This window comes from Legionella rowbothamii, from assembly GCF_900639985.1.
Classification (GTDB): domain Bacteria; phylum Pseudomonadota; class Gammaproteobacteria; order Legionellales; family Legionellaceae; genus Legionella; species Legionella rowbothamii.
This window is the reverse complement of the sequence record NZ_CAAAIM010000004.1, coordinates 13,151-33,090: the sequence shown is the minus strand read 5'-3', so window position 1 is coordinate 33,090 and position 19,940 is coordinate 13,151. Positions and strand designations below refer to the sequence as shown.

Sequence of the window (19,940 nt, the reverse complement as noted above, 5' to 3'; positions counted from 1 at the left end):
AATCCGCGTAAATATAACAAATTCTGGGTGATAAAACCACTATAAAAATATTGTTCAGTTAAAGAAACTAAAATACAATTGTTTAATTACTGAACCAAGATGATGTATGCATTTACATAATAACGCCAATTTAAAGAAAATAACATTAGCCCCCATGTGTAGGCAGGACAGGGAAACCCAGCAATAGGGTTACGTCGAAGTATCTCTGCTGGGCTTTTACCGCCGAGCATCTGATGTTTTTCTTAATTGGCGGATTAAGCATTCACAAAGTCCGCATACATCTCGTTGTCAATGCGCACAGTAACAACGACCGTATTTAATAATCCTTGTAAGCACTTACACAGTTATACGTGCTCAGGATCAATAGCTAATTTCTGGGCAATAATCCCAGAAATCAAATGTGAATCAATGATTGTGTCAATATCGGTAAAAGATGAATAGGTATACCAAACACCTTCAGGATAAATAACAATACAAGGCCCTAAATCACAACGTCCAAGACAACCTGATTTACTCACACGAATTTTCCCCGGGCCATGCATTCCCAGCTCCGCCAAGCGTGATTTCATGTAAGTAAAAAACTCTTCACCACCAGAGTTAGCGCAGCATTGTTTGCCTGCAGCCTTCTGGTTAGTGCATAAAAGTACATGTTTCGAATAATAAGTCAACGAACTATTTTCCTATTTCTTCAATTTTGGTTTTCAACTTCAAACCTGATTTAAATGTCACTACCCTGCGGGCAACAACCGGTATTTCTTCACCCGTCTTAGGGTTTCTACCAGGTCTTTGTGGCTTATCCCTTAGGGTAAAATTACCAAAACCTGACAACTTGACATGATGTCCATGTTCCAGTGCATGCCTTAACACTTCAAAGAAATTTTCGACCATTTCTTTTGCAGCAGTTTTGGACATGTTTAATTCATCACACAAGGTTTCAGACATTATTGCTTTGCTAAGTGCATTCACGATTATTCCCTCAATATGATTGAAAATTCATTTTCTAACGCTTTGATTATAGCACCGATTAAAGAATTGATCTCAGCGTCAACTAATGTTCGACCATCATCTTGTAACGTCATTGCAACAGCTAAACTTTTCTTACCATCTGGAATACCTTGGCCAGTATACACATCAAATACATCAAAAGCTTTTAACCAATTTTCTTTGATGATAGATCTAATTGCCGACTCAATCTGCATCACACTAATTTGCTTATCCACTAAAAACGACAAATCTCTACGAATCTGGGGATATTTTGAAATGGGTCGGTAACGGGGCGCACCATGACCTATGAGTGCATCTAAATTTAACTCAAACAAAAACACATCGTCTTGTAAATCTAAAGCGTCAATCAAGCGCGGATGCAATGCACCTATCCATCCAGCAAATACGCCATTCACCATAATTTCCGCTGATTGTCCGGGATGCAATGCAGAATGTGATGCAGCAATAAACTCAACTCGGTTTAATTTTAATGCGGCAAACAAGGACTGCAAATCACCTTTTAAATCAAAAAAATCGAAGGTACGGCTCCTTTCACTCCAGTTTACATCTCCGAGTGAGCCCATCATAAGTCCTGCAACGCAAGGACGCTCGGATAATTGTTGTTGCTTAATGTCAAAAACCACGCCGACTTCAAAAAACTTTACTGACTGTTGCTGGCGATGAATATTATGAATCATCGAAGCAATTAAACCAGGCCACATTCCCACCCGCATTTGCGATAATTCAGATGAAATGGGATTTAATAACTGCATGGTTTGGTATTGTGGATAAAGTGCTTCTTGCAACTGTGGATCCACAAAGCTGTAACTGATGGTCTCATTATATCCATTATCGCTAAACCAATGCGCCACACGCGTTGCAATTTCTTCATTAGTACAAGTTGCTCCTGCTTGTACGGAAGCCTGCATCGGCTCTGCTTTTAAATTATCATAACCATAAAGACGAATAATTTCTTCTACTAAATCAACATCTTGTTGAATATCAAACCGGTGGGAAGGGGCTGTCACATCAAGAACCGAAGTGCTGTGCTCATTGACAATAGTGATACCAATTCCCTGTAGCAAGCTTTTCATTTCTTCGCGCGAAATATTAAGGCCTGTTAATCGTTGCACTTTATCGGTATCAAAAGAGAAGCTAACTGTAGCTGGTATATGCGCGGTATTATTCGCTTCAATTATCGGCCCTGCTTTTCCGCCCACAATCGACAGAATAAGCTCGGTAGCACGCTCTAATGCCCTTCTTTGTAAATAGGGATCCACCCCTCGTTCAAAACGCTGTGACGAATCACTAAATAAGCCAAACTTTCTAGCAACACCGGCAATAGTAATGGGATTAAAGAATGCACTTTCAAGAAACACATCAGTTGTGTGCTCTTGCACAGCACTGTTTGCCCCACCCATAACTCCTGCCATTGCTAAAGGTTTTTCTTGATCGGCAATAACTAATACATTCTCATTGAAGTTAAGTTCTTGCCCATCGAGCAATTCCAATTGTTCATTTTCATTACTAAAACGAACATTAATTTCGCCTTTAATTGTACTCAGGTCAAAGGCATGCATTGGCTGCCCAAGTTCAAGCATAACGTAATTCATAATATCAACAACAGGATGCAAGGAGCGAATACCAGCTCGACGCAGACGTTCCCCCATCCATACAGGAGTACTTGCATGAGGACTAATATTACGAATAATACGACCACAATAACGCGCGCAAGCCTCAGGATTTTGTAAGCTCACTGGCAAAACGTCATCAATGCTAGGAGCAACTTCAGGAATGGGTTTCTCGAGCAACGGTAATTTATTTAATACAGCTACCTCTCGAGCAATACCTAAAACACTAAAGCAATCCGCACGGTTTGGAGTTAAATCAACATCAAAAACATGATCATCTAAAGCTAAATATTCACGTAAATCCATACCTACTGGAGCTTCGTGTTCCAGCTCCAAAATGCCATCAGATTGTTCTGCCATTCCCAGTTCAGCTACTGAACACAGCATCCCCTGAGATAGCTGACCACGTAACTTTGATTCTTTAATTTTGAAGCCACCAGGCAAAACAGCACCAATCATTGCCAATGCAACTTTTAGCCCAGCGCGTACATTCGATGCGCCACAAACAATTTGTAAGGGTGTGTCAGTATTAATGTTAACTTCGCATAAAGTTAATTTATCTGCATCAGGATGAGGCGTAGTACTTAGAACTTCAGCAACGATTACGTGGGTAAACTCTCCAGCTACAGGGCTTACTGCATCGACTTCCAGACCTGCCATTGTTAATTGATCGGCTAACTCTTGTTCTGTTAATGAGAAATTAACCCATTCACGTAACCATAATTTACTTAATTTCATTTATAGTCCTTACCACCTAATTAGAATTGACTTAAGAAAGTAAAATCATTTTCAAACATCATACGTAAGTCATCGATTCCATAATACAACATGGCTAATCGATCCATACCCATACCAAATGCCCAACCTTGATATTCGTCGGGAGAAATATTGACCGCTTTTAAAACATTTGGATGCACCATACCGCAACCTAATACTTCTAACCAACCAGTGAACTTGCATGAACGACACCCTTTACCGTTACATTGGGTACATTCAATATCTACTTCAGCAGAAGGTTCAGTAAACGGAAAATAAGAGGGTCTGAATCTTAATGCGAGTTCGCGTCCAAAGAAATGAGCAAAAAAGTCTTGCAACAAACCTTTTAGTCCAGCCAAAGTAGCCTGCTTATCAATAAGCAACCCTTCTACCTGATGGAACATTGGCGTATGTGTTAAATCGGAGTCACAACGGTAAACTCGCCCAGGGGCAATCAAACGGAATGGTGGTTTACGTTGCTCCATTGTCCGAATTTGTACCGGTGAAGTATGTGTTCGCAAGAGACGACCATCCCCGAAGTAAAAGGTATCGTGCATTGCACGTGCGGGATGATGCCCAGGAATATTTAATGCTTCAAAATTATAAAACTCAGTCTCAATTTCAGGACCATCAACAATATCAAATCCTAAACGGCTAAAAAATTCATTAATTCGATGTTTTACTTGGGTTACAGGATGTAGTGAACCACTGTTTTTATTACGACCGGGAAGAGTAACGTCAACTTGCTCTGCAGTAAGCTTTTCTAATAATTGCTTTTCTTTGAGCTCGTACATTTTTACTTCAATCAGAGCGGTAATTTCACGTTTTACCTGATTGACTAATTGTCCCATTTTAGGCTTTTCTTCAGCAGATAAATGAGCTAATCCTTTTAGGATTTCAGTTAATCGGCCTTTTTTACCTAAAAAATCTACGCGAATTAACTCTAAAGCGGCAACATCTTGCGCATGATTAATTGCGTCTGCGGCCTGTTCTTGTATGGCGGTGATATCCTGCATAATTATACCCACAAGTAAAAAGGAGGCCTGAGCCTCCTTAAGAAATACATTTTAATTGCCTAACTAACTGTTATTACAATTAAGCTAAACCATTATTTTGCTAATGCAGCTTTTGCTTGTTCAGCAACAGCAGCAAATGCAACTTTGTCATGAACCGCTAGATCAGCTAAAACCTTTCTGTCTAAATCAATTGATGCTTTTTTCAAACCATCAATTAAACGGCTGTATGATAATCCACATTCACGAGCTTGTGCGTTAATACGAGTAATCCATAATGCACGGAATTGACGTTTTTTCTGGCGTCTATCACGGTAAGCATACTGACCCGCTTTAATCACTGCTTGTTTGGCAACACGATAGGTACGACTACGGGCACCGTAGTAACCTTTCGCTTGGGCCATTATTTTCTTATGACGCGCTTTGGCAGTCACACCACGTTTAACTCTTGGCATTTTCTATTCTCCCCTTAACTACCGTGCAACATACGTTCTGCTAAACGCGCATCGCATGCTTTCAAACTACTTGCACCAACGCGTAAATGACGTTTTTGCTTTGTAGACTTTTTGGTGAGAATATGGTTTCTGTAAGCGCCACGGCGTTTTACTCGACCACTTGCTGTTTTAATGAAGCGTTTAGACGCTCCACGATGTGATTTTAACTTCGGCATAACATATTACTCCGCATTTGTTCTGCTACTTAGTTTTTTTGGGCGATAATACCATCAGTAATTGTCTTCCTTCGCGTTTTGCATGTTGTTCAACAACAGCAACTTCAGCAGTATCCTGTTGAATACGCTCGAGAATCTTCATACCAAGTTCTTGGTGCGCCATCTCACGACCACGAAAACGTAGTGTGATTTTGACCTTATCACCATGGTTGAGGAAACGGATCAGGTTGCGTAGCTTGACCTGATAATCTCCATCTTCCGTCGTAGGACGGAATTTCAGCTCTTTAACCTGAATTTGCTTTTGCTTTTTCCTAGCTTCAGCCTGTTTTTTGCTCAGTTCAAAGAGAAACTTTCCATAATCCATAATACGGCATACAGGAGGTTTGGCTGTTGGGGATATTTCCACCAAATCCAAGCCGCCTTCTTCGGCCGCACGCAGGGCTTCACGTGTTGATACAATTCCTGCCTGATTACCATCGACATCAATTAAGCGTACCTCAGGTACATTGATCTGTTCATTAATTCGTGCGCGATCACTTTCACGCTTAGTCGGTGCACTAATGGCTTAATCTCCCCAGCTTGTTAATTGGATATTGATCCCTTATGGGCAATTTCTTGCATTAAGGTATCACAAATTGTATCTATTGTCATCACTCCCAAGTCCGTACCTTCACGGGTACGCACAGCAACTTGGTTTGCTTCGACTTCTTTGTCCCCGATCACTAAGAGATAAGGAACTTTTTGTAAAGTATGTTCGCGAATTTTAAAACCAATTTTCTCATTTCTCAAGTCAAAGTTGGCACGAACCCCTCTTTTTTGTAAAATTTGTGTCACTTTTTCAGCATATGCATTTTGTTTTTCACTAATTGTTAAAACAACGACCTGTACTGGAGACAACCATAAAGGCAATTTCCCCGCATAATGCTCAATCAGGATCCCCATAAAACGTTCAAAAGAACCTAAAATTGCACGATGCACCATGACTGGAGTTTGCTTACTACCATCTTCTGCTATATAGCTTGCTTCTAAGCGGCCAGGCATGGAGAAATCAACTTGAATAGTTCCACACTGCCAGATTCGACCTAAACAATCAGAGAGTGAGCATTCAATCTTTGGACCATAAAAAGCGCCCTCGCCAGGAGCATCAACCCATTCAATATTACGGTCTTTCATCGCTTGTTTTAAAGCATCTTCAGCCTTATCCCAAACCTCATCACTACCAACCCGTTTTTCGGGACGTAACGCAAGACGATACTTAATTTCATGGAAACCAAAATCAGCATAGACTGACTGCACTAATTGCAACATCATATCTACTTCAGATTGAATCTGATCTTCTGTACAGAAAATATGGGCATCATCTTGCACCATATTACGTACTCGCATTAAGCCATGTAATGAACCTGAGGGTTCGCAACGATGACAGTTACCAAACTCAGATAAGCGCAAGGGTAAATCTCTATAGCTTTTCAAGCCTTGGTTATACACCTGCACATGGCAAGGGCAGTTCATTGGCTTGACCGCATAGTGACGATTGTCTGTTTCCGTAACAAACATTTCATCTCTAAAGTTAGCCCAATGACCTGATTTTTCCCAAAGAACGCGGTCGACTAATTGTGGCGTCTTAATTTCTTGATAACCAAAATCCACTAAGCGTGAACGCATGTAACGCTCAAGCTCTTGATAAATAGTCCAACCTTTAGGATGCCAAAAAACCATCCCAGGCGCGATATCTTGAAAATGGAACAACTCTAAGCTCTTACCTAATTTACGATGATCACGTTTTTCAGCTTCTTCAATACGGAAGAGATAGTCTGCTAAAGATTTTTTATCTGACCAAGCCGTACCATAGATGCGTTGTAACATTTCATTATTAGAGTCACCACGCCAGTAGGCTCCAGCAACCTTCATTAATTTAAATGCTTTTAAGAAAGCGGTCGAAGGCACATGGGGCCCACGGCATAAATCTTCAAAATCACCTTGTTTATAAAGGGAGAGCACTTCATCTGCAGGAATGTCAGCAATTATCTTTGCCTTATATTCCTCACCAATACTCTTAAAATAACTAATTGCCTCATCACGTGGCAACTCTCTGCGGCTCACAGGATAATTGGCCTTAGCCAATTCCATCATTTTCGCTTCAATCTGCGCTAGATCTTCAGGCGTAAATGGCCTCTGGAATGCGAAATCATAATAAAAGCCATCTTCAATCACTGGACCGATGGTTACCTGGGCTGTAGGAAATAAACTTTTAACTGCTTGCGCCAATAAATGCGCCGTAGAGTGGCGAATAACTTCCAGACTATCGTCTTGTTTTTCAGTGATAATAACTAAAGAGCAGTCATTCTCGAGAAGATAGGAAGTATCAACCAAACGTGAGTCGACACGCCCAGCTAACGCTGCTTTGGCCAACCCAGGACTAATACTATGTGCCACATCATAAACAGTCAGAGGCGCTTCAAAATGTTTTACACTTCCATCAGGTAATTTAATGTTTGGCATGGTTAGTATCCGTATGTCCGTCGATCACTTTATCTCAAAAAAAAACCCTGCGGAGCAGGGCTTAACATAATCTGAAAATAACTACAATCTAAGCGTGAAATATTCTACACTTAATAACTTAAAAGAATTCTGTTACATTTGGTAGGCACGAGTGGGATCGAACCACCGACCACCACCATGTCAAGGTGGTGCTCTACCACTGAGCTACGTGCCTATAAAAAGACCTGCATAAAGCATAGTTAGGCAGTATATAATAGTGCTTATTGCAAAGCAACCTATTATTTACTGTATTGTTGCAATTAACTATTTGACTTTTTGACAAAGAAAATACATAGTGATCGTCTGTTGTCTAACTTATAAGAATAATAATCATGGCAATTCATCCAATAAATAGTATTTTAAATTGGTTCAGAGGCACAAACTCAACGTTACGCGGGTTTTCAAACTGGTACCAACAAAATAACTCCTTTATTGATACCCCGCTCGCATCTCAAGAATGGGATAAGCAGATTTCTAAAAAGCAAGTACGAAAAGCTATTGCAACCAGCAATGAAAAAACCGATCTTTGTCAACAAGTAGAAACTCGCCTGGCACAAGATTATGCAGACTTGCTCGATATACAATTAAGAAGTGCCTTTCAAAAACTAGAAGTAACCGACATAGCAAACCCGGTTGGATTTTCTGACATCAGCCGTGGCAGCATCAACATGCAAAACTATTTTCAATGTTACAATATAATGGATAAGTTCATCGAAGCGGATATACTCGGGCATAAGAAAAGAGCTACGCAATTGCATGCCTTCGAACGCTGGGTAGAGGTTGCCAACATCCTTCTTACTCAATGCCAAAATTATGAAGCATTCACTTTAATTATGTTGCGTTTGGCTACCGTAGAAACTGATTTAAAAAATTTAATCGGCTTATCAGATAGTTCCAAGACCACCTATAATACTCTTGGAGCATATATATGCCCTATTGGGAATTTCAGAGAATTAAGAAAACATATTCAAGAAAATAACGACCCTAGAGTACTTAGACCAAGCTTTTTATTGTCAAGAGATGTATTGTTTCTCAATGAAACTTTGGGAGAAAGCAAAAACTTGACGAGTGCCGATGTCAAGACCACTCATGAGAGCTATGAGAACATTAAGAAAAAAGAAGAAATTCTTGCGCAATTTTCTTCCACAAAAAATACTGAAATTAAAAAGCAACCCTCCCATTTGCTAACGACTTATACAATTCTTGAAGAGCAATATAAGGCGCAAGCTGAATTACAACAACGAAATGACAGCTTAGCAAAAGAAACTGCAAAACATACCCCCCTCAGAAGAAACTCTGCAGATGCCGAGCTTCCTAAGAGGAAAACTGAACTAGTGGTTGAAGAGAAAGGACATAAAAGGCAACGCAGCAAATCTCTTGATTCTGCGCATGCGCCCAAACTAGAAATCACTGCACCAAAAGAAGAATCTAAAAAGCACTACAATAACAAAGTAGGACTTACATTCTGGCACAAACCAAGCAGTATAGAGCTGAACGTTCCTCGCGAATTTATACTCATGTTGGGTATGAGTATATAAAAGCCAATTCGATGCCTAACGTCAAGCTAGATAAATATGCACGGGAAAAATTAGAGAGTAAGGGCATAGACTGGGCTGAAAAGCCCAGCCTAGATTTAACATCAATCAACTTGCTATAGAGATGCACCGTGATGCTAAATCCCGTTACCACTTAAACCCGATAACCAGGAGAAAGACGTTCCGTTTCATCTTCCTGTTCTTTACGCGCCAACTGTACCTCAGACATTAAGAACCTAACTTTTGACAGCCATCCCTTATCCCAACCTGGATTATCTGCAGTTGACCTTTCAAGTGCCTTCCAATTTGTTTCAGTAGGTTCATTTACATAGGCTTGCATTACCTTCATCACAGCCACTTTAGGCTGATGCAGTTCATCGGTATCTGGACCTTTATCATGTCTATCCAAATAAGCTTGAATAGCGGCATTTACTCGGCCTTTTATCTCTTTTAAACCTGTTCCTATATCGTTAAATTTTTGATTATTAGCATCAAGCTGCTTAATCAAATTCTCTAATTCCTGACTTTTATCTTTATTAGGCTGATTCTTGTCATACTCTAGCTTTGCAGCCAGTAGCAGCTTCCAATCATTTATTGTAGGGTTTGTCTTATCGTAATAGATTTTTAGCGCATCATATAAATTGTTAAGCGGAGTCTTAACTGTTTTTTTCGTATTAATGAAGCCTATATCGATACCTGATGTAACCGTAAGTTTCTTAAAATCTTTTTCCTTTTGACTTTCAATATGACCTATTATGTCTTCACGATCTGCTTTTGCCAAAAGAGTCTGAGCGTTGACACGTCTTAAAAGCAAACGCATACCTTGAGTAAATTCATCTGCGCCAAAGATACTGCGCCATATTTTGTCGAAAATACCATCTTTTTGAATGATGCGAGCTAAATAGTCTTCATCTGCTTCAATTTTTGATGCAATCGTATTCGCTTTGGAAGGACGTGCAGAAGGATCCATCGCCATACGTTTTATATCAATTTGCTGAGTAAGCGTTTCCCGAATGTCAGAAACAATCTCTCGCTTAGCATTCTTTACAATGTCCTTATGGGCGAGGGTTTGCAAAATCTCATTTTTTGTCATCGATGGATTTTCATATAGCTTTTGTATAACTCGCTCGATAAAGGCGACGGTCTTACTGTCTTCGACGCGCCTATACGCATTCCTTTTTACTCGTATAGATTCTAAAGCAATTGCTACATCAAGGCCGAGCTTAGCTTGAGCACCCTCTTTAGTATAACAATTATAAGGCGCATCTAGATCCTCAATATCACTAACCAACTTGATTACGCAATAATCGGGATGCCTTTCGTCAAAACCACGAAAATTACTATGCTTGTCCGCTAGATTATTCATTTCACGCTCTAACGACTCAGTCCAGCCTTCACGGGGCTTCTTTACTCTACCCCGCATGCGGTCCAATTCTTTCCAGCGTATGTAATCAGCTGTTTTTTGATTCCCGTACATTACCGCGCTTACCTTCCCGTCCTCATTTCCATGAAGGATTGAAATTCCAGCATGGGTAGTTACGGAAACAACCCCACCAACCTTACTTCCTTGAGGATGAGTAGCCGCTTTAACAATAGTTTGGGTAAAACCTTGTTTATGCAATTCTTTGGCAACCTCAAAAGCAAGGGGATGTTCACCAAAACCACCCTCACAAGAAACTAAGGTTAACGATTTAAGTTTTGTCTTATCTTTTCCTTGAAATTGTTTCGCGAACTCTTGAATTAATTCTTTTGGTGTTTTATCACCAATGTGCTGCCGTGAATCATCACTATGAGCTAGTAAAATTAATTCGCTTGGCATTTCCTGGGGAACTTTTGGATTGAACTCAACTAGTGGAATCTGGTTTACATTCTTACCGGCATGTTGGGCTAAATTTTCTCGAAGCTTTGCTGCCGTCGCCAATTCGGTATTGTCTCCAATATAATAAATTGCTTGTTCTAATTTTGCTCTGCTCATTTTTAATCTCAAAAGTTCGCTTTAATTATAAAAACTAGGCTCAGTTTTCGCATTGCCCTAGTATAAAACAGCGAAGCTTAAGAATTGATTAAGAAGAAGACATTTAGTACGCAAAGCCAATAAATTTCTATTCAATTAGTAAATAAAAAAGGCTTGAATGATTCCTATCATTCAAGCCTTGGGTTTTGCGAGGTTAACCGCTATGGTTAATCCACTGCTCCTGTTTGTTGAACTATTCATGGCACTATGTTCCATCGGTGTGCCATGTTTTTCCATGTATTTTGGACTTTGTTGAAATATTTCCCTAAATTTCAGAGCCATTATAACGCTTAAGTTTCGAATGTCAACATTTAATTTCGAAACGAAACCAAAAGTTTCCAATTAATACTAACATTTGCAGGTTGCCTCGGCCTTTGCTACAATTCCGTGTAGTTTCCACTCTATAAGTTATTGCACGCCCCATGGAAAAAATTGATTTAACAAAACAATTTGCATACCGCTTACGTGATGCCATGATCGCTGCAGGCTTTAACTCACAACGCTCTACATCTGGCGTTTGCATTCATAAATTATCGGAAATAACTGGCTATTCGTTACAAATTTGTCGAAAATATCTTCGTGGCGAATCCATACCTGAGCCCTTAAAGCTGGTTGAAATCGCTACGAAACTTCATGTTTCGCCAGGCTGGTTATTATTTGGTGACTCCCATGATGATCGCGGTTTAGAGCAAGGAAAGGTATCAATTAGTAAAACATTGCTTCACTATATTTTCGCCAAGGCAGCAAATCTATATAATAGCCCACTTATGGAACAAGAGGTCTCTGACTTCTTGATGGAGTTGATAAATGATGTAAGTTTAATCAACGCTAATGAAGAGCAGTCAAAAAGAATTATTGATCTGGCTTTAGCTTCTGTGAAGCATTTTAGCCGGCCACATGGAAATTGAAATAAGAATGGTTTTATGGAAAATTGTCGTAATGAAGTAACGCGTCATCCAGAGTTACTGGAAGCCCTTTTTGCATTTAGAAGTAAAGTCTCCGCTGTGTTCCGAGACGTTTTAGGGATACATGAAATTGATCATATCGCCTTTGCTCGCATCAACAAGAACAATCAACTACTAAGCTTATCATCAACACCCGCGATGGAGTTTAATTTATTTAATAGTCCACTTTGGCGTTATGATAAAAGTTATAGGCATCAATGGTTTGAATTATGTGTACAGGATTATTGGCAAAACTTATATGACTATACCCGTTATGATGAACTGTATTATGTAAAACAAATCAAACATGCTTATCCGATAGGATTAAGTCTGGCGGCAAAAATGGGCGAAGAATATCTTATCTATTCTTTAGCCAGCCGGAAATCCTGTGCGCATACCCGTGAACTATTTGCGAATCAACATGAGGATTTTTATAAAATTGGGCAATATTGTTCAAACAATCTAATCCCCCTTTTAAATACCTATGCTCCTTCACCCTCATCCCTACCCATACAGGTTGAACTATGAAACACCAAAATAAATCAATCCTCGGCGGCCTTATGGGGAATGTCGTAGAAGCCTATGACATGTCTATTTGTTATTTTATGGCGACAGAAATGTCTCGCTACCTCATTGGCGATAATAAGGGTAGCCTCACCGTTGTTTTATCTTTAATTTTTATTGCTTATTTAGCTAAACCCTTAGGTGCATTCATCCTGGGTTTATTTTCAGATTTATATGGGCGTAAAAATGTCCTTATGGTATCGATCCTGATAATGGGGGTTTCCACTGCTTTAATCGGTGTTATTCCGGGATATCAACACATAGGCCTTGCCGCAGCAGGCTTACTATTGACCTTGCGTATCATCCAAAGCATGGCTTTAGGTTCTGAGTTTTTGAATTCATCATCATTATTAGTTGAAAGTGGTGACAATCAGCAACGCGGTTTTCGTGGCTGTTGGTCTTCGGTTGGTGTAAAGGCAGGCTATTTACTTGCATGTCTGGTTGTTGAGGGTATGCGTTATTTAGCTGATGCTCACCCAGAGATAGACTATATCTGGCGTATTCCCTTTTTATTTGCCTTGCTAACAACGATTATTGGTTTTGCCATCCGCGCAAAGATGCCTGAAAGTCTGGCATATATTGTCTATTATGCGAATCGCGCAAAACCCACGACACGAGATATTTACAAACAATCGCTAAACTACATCAAAAAATATCCCTTTATGTTCCATTTTGCATTTTTCTCCAGTTTTCTTTCAGTCACCACCGGCTTCTTTTTTTATCTCTATATTCCATTGCACGCAATTCAATATGCACATCTTTCTCGTTCATTAATTATGACGTCAAATACCTTAGCTCTAACCTTAGTCACCCTACTAATCCCAATTTTTGGTTGGCTCTCTGATAAACAAGATCGTTTAAAAATGCTCACCTTTGCCAGCAGTGGTTTATTGGTGCTTGCATATCCATTTATGTATGGTATTAATTACGGCAGCGCTGGTTATTATATTTTAATGCAGCTGCTTATCTCGATTCCCTGCGCTTGTTATTATAGTGTGGCTACCGTATTACTCACAGAGCTATTTCCGCTCCAAATACGATGTACTGCCTTATCGATTGTTTATTCAATTGCGGCAAGCCTGGCAGCAGGAGTACCGCCACTGCTTTCCGACTATTTAGCACGCAAAACCCAAATGCCAAGCTCTCCCAGCCTAATCATTATTATCTTAGCGGCTATAGTATTAACCAATATTAAAATTTTGGCGCAACGATATCGTTTGGGTAAAAACCAATATGCTAGTGCCTCGATTAGGGATGAGTCGCCAGTGTTTAGTATTCATTATAACTGAGGTATTACGCTGCGCTAATACCGGCTACGGTTCCGTATAGAGAAATAGATTCAAAATGAAGCCCTGGTTGCGAGCAACCAGGCTAGACTTACTATTCATCAACAACTAATGCAACCACAGGAGTTATTGCTGTAATAGCTTGCTCAATATCTCGCATCAGATGAGGCAAATGGCTTTCTTCTGCTTCATTTAATTTCAATTCTACTTCGGCACGTAAAGTTTTTAATTTATGATCAAGCTCAAGAATTTTTTTACGTGTATCTGTATCAATTTCATTTAGGAAAAACGGCATACCTATCTTCATGAATACGCTCCAAATAAAAAATACATTTTTAATGTGAGTTCTGGATAGGAATTCGCACGTTTATCTCTTCCGCCAATTGACTCAACAATGCTATCATTGGACTTTTTGCAGGCAGTGAGTTTTATGTTGTTACATTTCCTTTTCATCATGGGCATTTGTGTCGAAGCGGTTACAGGTGCATTGGCTGCTGGCCGCAAAAAAATGGATTTTTTTGGCGTCATGCTGATTGCATGCATTGCAGCACTTGGTGGTGGCACTGTAAGAGACTCGCTATTTAATACTTACCCATTGACGTGGGTACTTCATCCAGAGTATCTATTATACACGTCCTTATGCGCATTTCTCACTATTTTTATTGCCCATTCACTGATAAAAATAATGAAACTCTTTTTAATCCTTGATGCGCTTGGCTTATCGACCTTTGTTATCATTGGTACTCAGAAAGCGTTAAATCATGGATTATCCCCAAGTATTGCGGTAATTAGTGGTGTAATCACCGGTATTTGCGGGGGCATGCTACGCGATATTTTATGCAATGACATTCCCCTTGTTCTAAGAAAAGAATTGTATGCGGTCATCGCTATTGGCGGGGCACTACTCTTTATTACTCTGGATTATTTCCAAGTTGCGGAAAGCATCAGCGTAATTATTACCTTGATAAGTATCTTCATTGCACGACTGTTGGCTATTTTCTTCCATATTGAAATACCCATTTTTGATTATTCGGAAAGTATAAAGAAACGTAGAAGTGAATAGAATTTGTTTTGACACTAGCGTTCACAGGCTACGAAAAATATCGAACTCTTTAAAAGCAAAAAAGGCGGTCATTGCGAACCAATTGAAGCAACGCAGGATTCCATACATTGAACTCCTGGGCTGCTTCATCACGTCGTTCCTCGCAATGACGAAATCAACGTGCTCTGGGAACGATTAAGAAAAATTACTCGACTTCTTTAACTGAAAGAATACTTACTTCTTCAACTGGAACATCTGCATGGCCCATGTTTTGTCCAGTTTTTACTTTAGCAATTGCATCGACAACGTCCATGCCTTCAACAACCTCACCAAATACGCAATAACCAAAACCCTGCATTGAATCAGCAGTGTAGTTTAAGAATGCGTTATCTGCGACATTAATGAAAAACTGCGCTGTAGCAGAATGTGGGTCCATCGTTCTTGCCATAGCAATCGTGCCACGCTTGTTCGGCTTGCCATTTTTTGCTTCATTCTTGATAGGACTTTGCGTTTGCTTTTGTTCCATATTGGAATCAAGTCCGCCGCCTTGAATCATAAAGCCTGAAATGACGCGATGAAAAATTGTGGTATCGTAAAATCCACTACGCACATAACTTAAAAAGTTTTCTGCTGTAACTGGAGTATTTTCTGTATCTAACTGAAGATGAATGTCACCTTTAGATGTACTAATAACTACCATTATTTCTCCTGTGAATTAATTACCAACTCGCGCATTTTATCACAAACATCATGCATCACATGGATATTGTGAATCGTCGCCAGGGCAGTAAAAAGATTAGACTTCTGTTTTATTAAGTGGTGTAAATAAGAGCGTGAATAATTACGACAGGTATAACACGTACAATCCGGCATAATCGGTGACATATCATCAGCAAAGCATGATTTCTTAATTTGAATACGTTCATTCTCATACTCACTGGCAAAACGCAGCCAATTACCTTCTTGTACTAACTTACCGCAATATAAAGCTCCATGTCGTGCGTTACGCGTTGGCGCAACACAATCAAACATATCGATCCCTTCTGCAACTACGTCCAAAAGATCTTGGGGGGACATACCCACCCCCATGGTGTAACGCGGTTTATTTTCAGGCAAATAATCGCGTACCCAACGAATTACTTCAACCGTTGTGTTCATGTCAAAACCAATAGTCTCACCACCAATAGCAAGCCCATCAGTATTCATAGATGAAACAAAATCAGCACTTTCACGGCGTAAATCCTTAAACGTGCCCCCCTGAATAATACCAAATAAAGCTTGCTGGTAGCCATAACGTGATTCAGGGTATTGCTGATGATAATCAATTGATTGTTTTAACCAGCGATGCGTGCGCGTCATAATATGACTCACTTCATCTTTAGTGCAGCTATCTGGAGTACATTGATCAAAAGCCATAATAATATCTGCACCAATAATCTTCTGAGTCTCTAAAGACATTTCCGGAGTCATATGGATTATTCCCTGTTTACCAGGCAAGACAAAATGAGCCCCCTCTTCATCAATGGTACAAATTTCTTTATTTCTGGACAAACTAAAAACTTGAAAACCGCCGCTATCAGTTAGCATAGGGCCATGCCAGCCCATAAAAGGATGCATTCCACCAGCCTTTTCAATGACGTCCATGCCTGGAGCACACAGCATATGATAGGTGTTGCCACCTAAAATAATTTGGCTATGAGCTTCTTGTAACTCTGCAGGCATCATATTATTCACCCCTGCGCGAGTACCAACAGGCATAAATACAGGGGTGATAAATTCACCATGAGCAGTAGTAACACGGGTGACCCGGGCTTTGGTGGCCGAATGCCGATACAGCACTTCGCAAGAAAAGCTTTTCATTTAGTCAAAAATAATTCAAAGAAAGCGATGATAGCTAACTCGACTTAAGATTACCAGTCAAGGATACTCAGAAATATTAATCCCATATCGATCTATGATAAAATCATGCGCTAATTCGAACGATAATCGGGTCTGAGACCTGAAAACTACGTCATCAAAGACGTGTATTATGTTAAACGAGGAGCATCATTATGCCATCGCAATTCATGGTTGATATAGAGGGAACTGAACTATCCAATATTGAACGGGAACTTTTAGCGCACCCTAATGTTGGTGCCGTAATTTTGTTTACCCGTAATTTTATTAATCTGGAACAACTCGCACAATTGATTGCTGAGATAAGAAGTACTAATCCCGCTCTTTTTATCGCAGTTGACCATGAGGGAGGCAATGTTCAAAGGTTTCAACGTCAAGGATTTAGCTCCATTCCTGCCGCCCGCTCCTATGGCAAAGTTTATGATCTTCATCAGGAAGTTGGTGTAGCCCATGCCCAAGAATATGGGAAAATCATGGCGCAAGAACTTTTAGCCCATGATATAGATTTGAGCCTCGCCCCCGTCTTAGATCTAGAAGGCAACAGCCGTGTAATTACCGGTTTAGATAGAGCATTCCATACCGACCCAAATGCCGTTGCCGAATTAGCAGGTGCCTTTATTCAAGGCATGAACGATGCAGGCATGCCTGCGGTTGGAAAACATTTTCCCGGCCATGGTTCTATCGTATCAGATTCACATATTGCGATGCCTGCATCTTCCGCATCGATCGAAGAATTAGAAAACAACGATTTAAAGCCCTTTAGTGAATTAATCGATAAAGGCTTATTAACTGCGGTTATGCCCGCCCATGTAACCTATGAAGCCATTGATAAAAATAACCCCGCGGGTTTTTCCAAGATCTGGTTGCATGATATCCTGCGCACTAGGTTAGGATTTAAAGGGTTGGTCTTAAGCGATTGCTTAAGTATGAAGGGTGCCGATATTGGCAATCTAAAAACTAGAGCCGAACGCGCACTAAATGCTGGATGCGATATGTTGATCGTATGCCACCAACCACGCGAATTATTATTGGAATTAATGCAAGCGCCTTCTCTTGAGCACACTCCAGAATCTGTGGCGCGCATTGCGACATTTAAAAAACAGATGTCCCGTTTTTCTCAGGGACATATTTCGCCTTATTCCTTATATGGGAAAAAATCTACTGAAGAAGCTCAGGTTATTGCCGGGCCTAATGATGAGTTTAATAAGACGGTGGAGATTTAAGAACTATTGGTAATGCCATTCGTAGTCTGTATTCCACGATACGGGTTGGGTTGGCAAAATCCCCCTCGTTACGCGCTGCGCGAATACGGGCTACCTACACCCTATACATCATATCAAAACGAGAACGATGAGTATTCCAAAGCAAAAATATCCCCATCAAAATCATAAAAGTAAAATACATGGCACTCCAGCCAGCCATAGAAACGCCTAGCCAACGCCAAGTGACTTCAGCACATTCCCCAGATCCCCATAACATGGCTTGAGCCACTGTTTTCCATGGGAAATAGCGAATCATAATATCCAAACCAGGCATACAGGCAGGAACGTTTCCTGCAGGCAATGATTGCAACCACAACTGGCGGGCGGCAAAAAACAACCCTAAGGCGGCAAAAAATACTATCCATCCACTAATGGCATGCGCCCTTTTTTGAGTACGGAAACTTAGGCTCATAACTGCCAATAAGCAAAAGACGCAAATGCGTTGCATCATGCATAGAGGACAAGGCGCTAAACCAACCACATATTGAAAATAAAATGACGCAAACAGTACAAATAAAGTAACTGCTGCATTGAATGTTTGAATTCTTCTGAAATTTAATTTTGTCATGATCTTGGCAACATATAAGAAATTGCAGCTTTCAGATCATCCTCACTGCACTTAAAACAAGTTCCTTTTGTAGGCATCGCATTTAAACCCTTTATTGAAGAAGCAACTAAATCATCTAATGTTCTACCGGCTATACGAGATTTCCAATCTTGCTCATTACGAAACTTAGGAGCACCCGCCAACCCATCTTTATGGCATACAATGCAATGCTGCTCATAAGTTTCTTCCCCAGGCTCTTTTTTGGCGGGCTCTGCCACCGTTTTATGCTCAGAACTGGGTTGTCCTTGCACTGTAACTTGACCTACGGGTTGAATTCTTAACTGCGTTTCCTGTCTCTCTGTATTACTATCTGCATTCCCTGCAAATGAGAAAAATGATAATAACATCACCACAGACCACTTCATACCCGTACACCTCGAAAACACAATTTAAAAATCATACCTATAAGTAAGCTTTTTTTCCAGCCTACTAGATAATTATTCATTTCGAACCCAGGTACCTAAAAATAAGCTATATTAAAAATAGTATAATCAAAAGGAACTGATATGGATAACACAGAAAAGATGCAGGTCCCAATGGTCGATTCATTACAACGTCATTGGGGATGGCTGTTAGGATTAGGAATAATACTGTTGATTATGGGTACTATTGGTTTAGGCATGGATATTATGCTGACCTTAGTGAGCATGTACTTTTTTTCAGCCATGCTGCTAGTTTCAGGTTTATCGCATTTTGCTGATGCCTTCAAATACAAAAAATGGAAAGGGGCTGTTTGGCAAATTCTTATCGCGCTTTTATACGTCATTGCGGCCGGTGTGGTGTTGTACGATCCTATTCTTGCTTCCGCAGTGATTACTGCTATGCTGGCCTGGCTGCTAATTATTATTGGCGTAACTCGCATCTCAATGTCCATTTCTTTAAGAGATACTGAGGGTTGGGGTTGGATATTATTTGCTGGTATTACTTCCCTGATTTTAGGAATTTTAATCCTCATCAAATGGCCGATGAGTAGCCTATGGGTTATCGGGATGTTCATTGCCATTGACATGATCGTTAGTGGTTGGACTTATATTTTCATGGCTCTTGCACTACGTGCTGGTTATAAAAAATAAACATTATGTACCCTGGATGAAGGTAAAGCTCTCATCCAAGGTACATTTCTTAACGTCAACCTCACGTTCATGCAAATAAAATGCTATGATAGCGCATTATTAATAAGTCGTTCTAATAATCT

General features: G+C 40.2%; 21 protein-coding genes and 1 tRNA gene. 7 read left to right on the top strand and 15 right to left on the bottom strand.

Translation table 11 applies throughout. The features are described from left to right. Nucleotides 1-344 precede the first annotated feature (344 nt). The 9 genes from E1P08_RS08270 to E1P08_RS08230 all read right to left on the bottom strand — a co-directional run bounded on the left by E1P08_RS08270 (nucleotide 345) and on the right by E1P08_RS08230 (nucleotide 7,770). A complete protein-coding gene (locus E1P08_RS08270) occupies nucleotides 345-668 on the bottom strand; it encodes a (2Fe-2S) ferredoxin domain-containing protein (protein WP_133136563.1) in 324 nt (107 codons plus the stop codon). 4 nt (nucleotides 669-672) lie between these two features. Then, complete coding sequence (locus E1P08_RS08265; RefSeq protein WP_165485130.1) at nucleotides 673-966, bottom strand: integration host factor subunit alpha; 294 nt, start codon at nucleotides 964-966, stop codon at nucleotides 673-675. A 2-nt stretch (nucleotides 967-968) separates the two neighbouring features. Then, nucleotides 969-3,353, bottom strand: coding sequence for a phenylalanine--tRNA ligase subunit beta (gene pheT / locus E1P08_RS08260; protein ID WP_133136561.1), 2,385 nt, complete (start codon nucleotides 3,351-3,353; stop codon nucleotides 969-971). Between the two features lie 20 nt (nucleotides 3,354-3,373). After that, nucleotides 3,374-4,387 carry a phenylalanine--tRNA ligase subunit alpha gene (pheS, locus tag E1P08_RS08255; RefSeq protein WP_133136560.1) on the bottom strand — a complete coding sequence of 338 codons (1,014 nt, stop codon included), beginning with the start codon at nucleotides 4,385-4,387 and terminating at the stop codon, nucleotides 3,374-3,376. Between the two features lie 92 nt (nucleotides 4,388-4,479). After that, on the bottom strand, nucleotides 4,480-4,839 hold the full coding sequence (gene rplT, locus E1P08_RS08250; RefSeq protein WP_133136559.1) for a 50S ribosomal protein L20: 360 nt from the start codon (nucleotides 4,837-4,839) through the stop codon (nucleotides 4,480-4,482). A gap of 14 nt (nucleotides 4,840-4,853) precedes the next feature. Then, on the bottom strand, nucleotides 4,854-5,054 hold the full coding sequence (gene rpmI, locus E1P08_RS08245; RefSeq protein ID WP_058533302.1) for a 50S ribosomal protein L35: 201 nt from the start codon (nucleotides 5,052-5,054) through the stop codon (nucleotides 4,854-4,856). 25 nt (nucleotides 5,055-5,079) lie between these two features. Next, nucleotides 5,080-5,616, bottom strand: a complete 537-nt coding sequence (gene infC / locus E1P08_RS08240; RefSeq protein ID WP_133136558.1) for a translation initiation factor IF-3 — start codon at nucleotides 5,614-5,616, stop codon at nucleotides 5,080-5,082. A 20-nt stretch (nucleotides 5,617-5,636) separates the two neighbouring features. Beyond that, nucleotides 5,637-7,556, bottom strand: a complete 1,920-nt coding sequence (gene thrS / locus E1P08_RS08235; protein WP_133136557.1) for a threonine--tRNA ligase — start codon at nucleotides 7,554-7,556, stop codon at nucleotides 5,637-5,639. Between the two features lie 139 nt (nucleotides 7,557-7,695). Further along, nucleotides 7,696-7,770, bottom strand: a tRNA-Val gene (locus E1P08_RS08230). Nucleotides 7,771-7,927: 157 nt separating this feature from the next. Between E1P08_RS08230 and E1P08_RS08225 the strand changes: the two genes are divergently transcribed. Further along, nucleotides 7,928-9,133 (top strand): RasGEF domain-containing protein, encoded by a 1,206-nt coding sequence (locus E1P08_RS08225; protein WP_133136556.1) that lies wholly within the window; start codon nucleotides 7,928-7,930, stop codon nucleotides 9,131-9,133. Between the two features lie 151 nt (nucleotides 9,134-9,284). Here the strand turns inward: E1P08_RS08225 and E1P08_RS08220 are convergent, their stop codons facing one another. Then, nucleotides 9,285-11,105 carry a hypothetical protein gene (locus tag E1P08_RS08220; protein WP_133136555.1) on the bottom strand — a complete coding sequence of 607 codons (1,821 nt, stop codon included), beginning with the start codon at nucleotides 11,103-11,105 and terminating at the stop codon, nucleotides 9,285-9,287. 461 nt (nucleotides 11,106-11,566) lie between these two features. Here E1P08_RS08220 and E1P08_RS08215 point away from each other — a divergent pair, with 461 nt between their 5' ends. The 3 genes from E1P08_RS08215 to E1P08_RS08205 are packed head-to-tail and all read left to right on the top strand — an operon-like array spanning nucleotide 11,567 to nucleotide 13,941. Further along, complete coding sequence (locus tag E1P08_RS08215; protein ID WP_133136554.1) at nucleotides 11,567-12,052, top strand: helix-turn-helix domain-containing protein; 486 nt, start codon at nucleotides 11,567-11,569, stop codon at nucleotides 12,050-12,052. A 15-nt stretch (nucleotides 12,053-12,067) separates the two neighbouring features. Next, complete coding sequence (locus tag E1P08_RS08210; protein ID WP_133136553.1) at nucleotides 12,068-12,616, top strand: hypothetical protein; 549 nt, start codon at nucleotides 12,068-12,070, stop codon at nucleotides 12,614-12,616. Continuing rightward, nucleotides 12,613-13,941, top strand: a complete 1,329-nt coding sequence (locus E1P08_RS08205) for an MFS transporter (RefSeq protein ID WP_133136552.1) — start codon at nucleotides 12,613-12,615, stop codon at nucleotides 13,939-13,941. Before E1P08_RS08210 ends, E1P08_RS08205 begins: the two co-directional genes overlap by 4 nt. A gap of 91 nt (nucleotides 13,942-14,032) precedes the next feature. Here E1P08_RS08205 and E1P08_RS08200 read toward each other — a convergent pair whose 3' ends face one another. Next, nucleotides 14,033-14,245, bottom strand: a complete 213-nt coding sequence (locus E1P08_RS08200) for a hypothetical protein (protein WP_133136551.1) — start codon at nucleotides 14,243-14,245, stop codon at nucleotides 14,033-14,035. A 123-nt stretch (nucleotides 14,246-14,368) separates the two neighbouring features. Here E1P08_RS08200 and E1P08_RS08195 point away from each other — a divergent pair, with 123 nt between their 5' ends. Beyond that, on the top strand, nucleotides 14,369-15,001 hold the full coding sequence (locus E1P08_RS08195; RefSeq protein ID WP_133136771.1) for a trimeric intracellular cation channel family protein: 633 nt from the start codon (nucleotides 14,369-14,371) through the stop codon (nucleotides 14,999-15,001). Between the two features lie 184 nt (nucleotides 15,002-15,185). On the opposite strand, the gene E1P08_RS08190 is transcribed toward E1P08_RS08195, so the two are convergent. Together E1P08_RS08190 and tgt are read right to left on the bottom strand one after the other, a co-directional pair. Then, a complete protein-coding gene (locus tag E1P08_RS08190; RefSeq protein WP_133136550.1) occupies nucleotides 15,186-15,680 on the bottom strand; it encodes a peptidylprolyl isomerase in 495 nt (164 codons plus the stop codon). After that, a complete protein-coding gene (gene tgt / locus E1P08_RS08185) occupies nucleotides 15,680-16,840 on the bottom strand; it encodes a tRNA guanosine(34) transglycosylase Tgt (RefSeq protein WP_133136549.1) in 1,161 nt (386 codons plus the stop codon). The genes E1P08_RS08190 and tgt overlap by 1 nt, the downstream gene beginning before the upstream one ends. A gap of 191 nt (nucleotides 16,841-17,031) precedes the next feature. Between tgt and nagZ the strand changes: the two genes are divergently transcribed. Further along, nucleotides 17,032-18,099, top strand: a complete 1,068-nt coding sequence (gene nagZ / locus E1P08_RS08180) for a beta-N-acetylhexosaminidase (protein ID WP_133136548.1) — start codon at nucleotides 17,032-17,034, stop codon at nucleotides 18,097-18,099. A 94-nt stretch (nucleotides 18,100-18,193) separates the two neighbouring features. Here nagZ and E1P08_RS08175 read toward each other — a convergent pair whose 3' ends face one another. Next, nucleotides 18,194-18,706, bottom strand: a complete 513-nt coding sequence (locus tag E1P08_RS08175) for a disulfide bond formation protein B (RefSeq protein WP_133136547.1) — start codon at nucleotides 18,704-18,706, stop codon at nucleotides 18,194-18,196. Further along, on the bottom strand, nucleotides 18,703-19,110 hold the full coding sequence (locus E1P08_RS08170) for a c-type cytochrome (protein ID WP_133136546.1): 408 nt from the start codon (nucleotides 19,108-19,110) through the stop codon (nucleotides 18,703-18,705). The genes E1P08_RS08175 and E1P08_RS08170 overlap by 4 nt, the downstream gene beginning before the upstream one ends. 141 nt (nucleotides 19,111-19,251) lie before the next feature. On the opposite strand from E1P08_RS08170, the gene E1P08_RS08165 reads away from it, so the two are divergent. Next, on the top strand, nucleotides 19,252-19,818 hold the full coding sequence (locus tag E1P08_RS08165) for an HdeD family acid-resistance protein (RefSeq protein ID WP_133136545.1): 567 nt from the start codon (nucleotides 19,252-19,254) through the stop codon (nucleotides 19,816-19,818). Nucleotides 19,819-19,940: the final 122 nt, after the last annotated feature.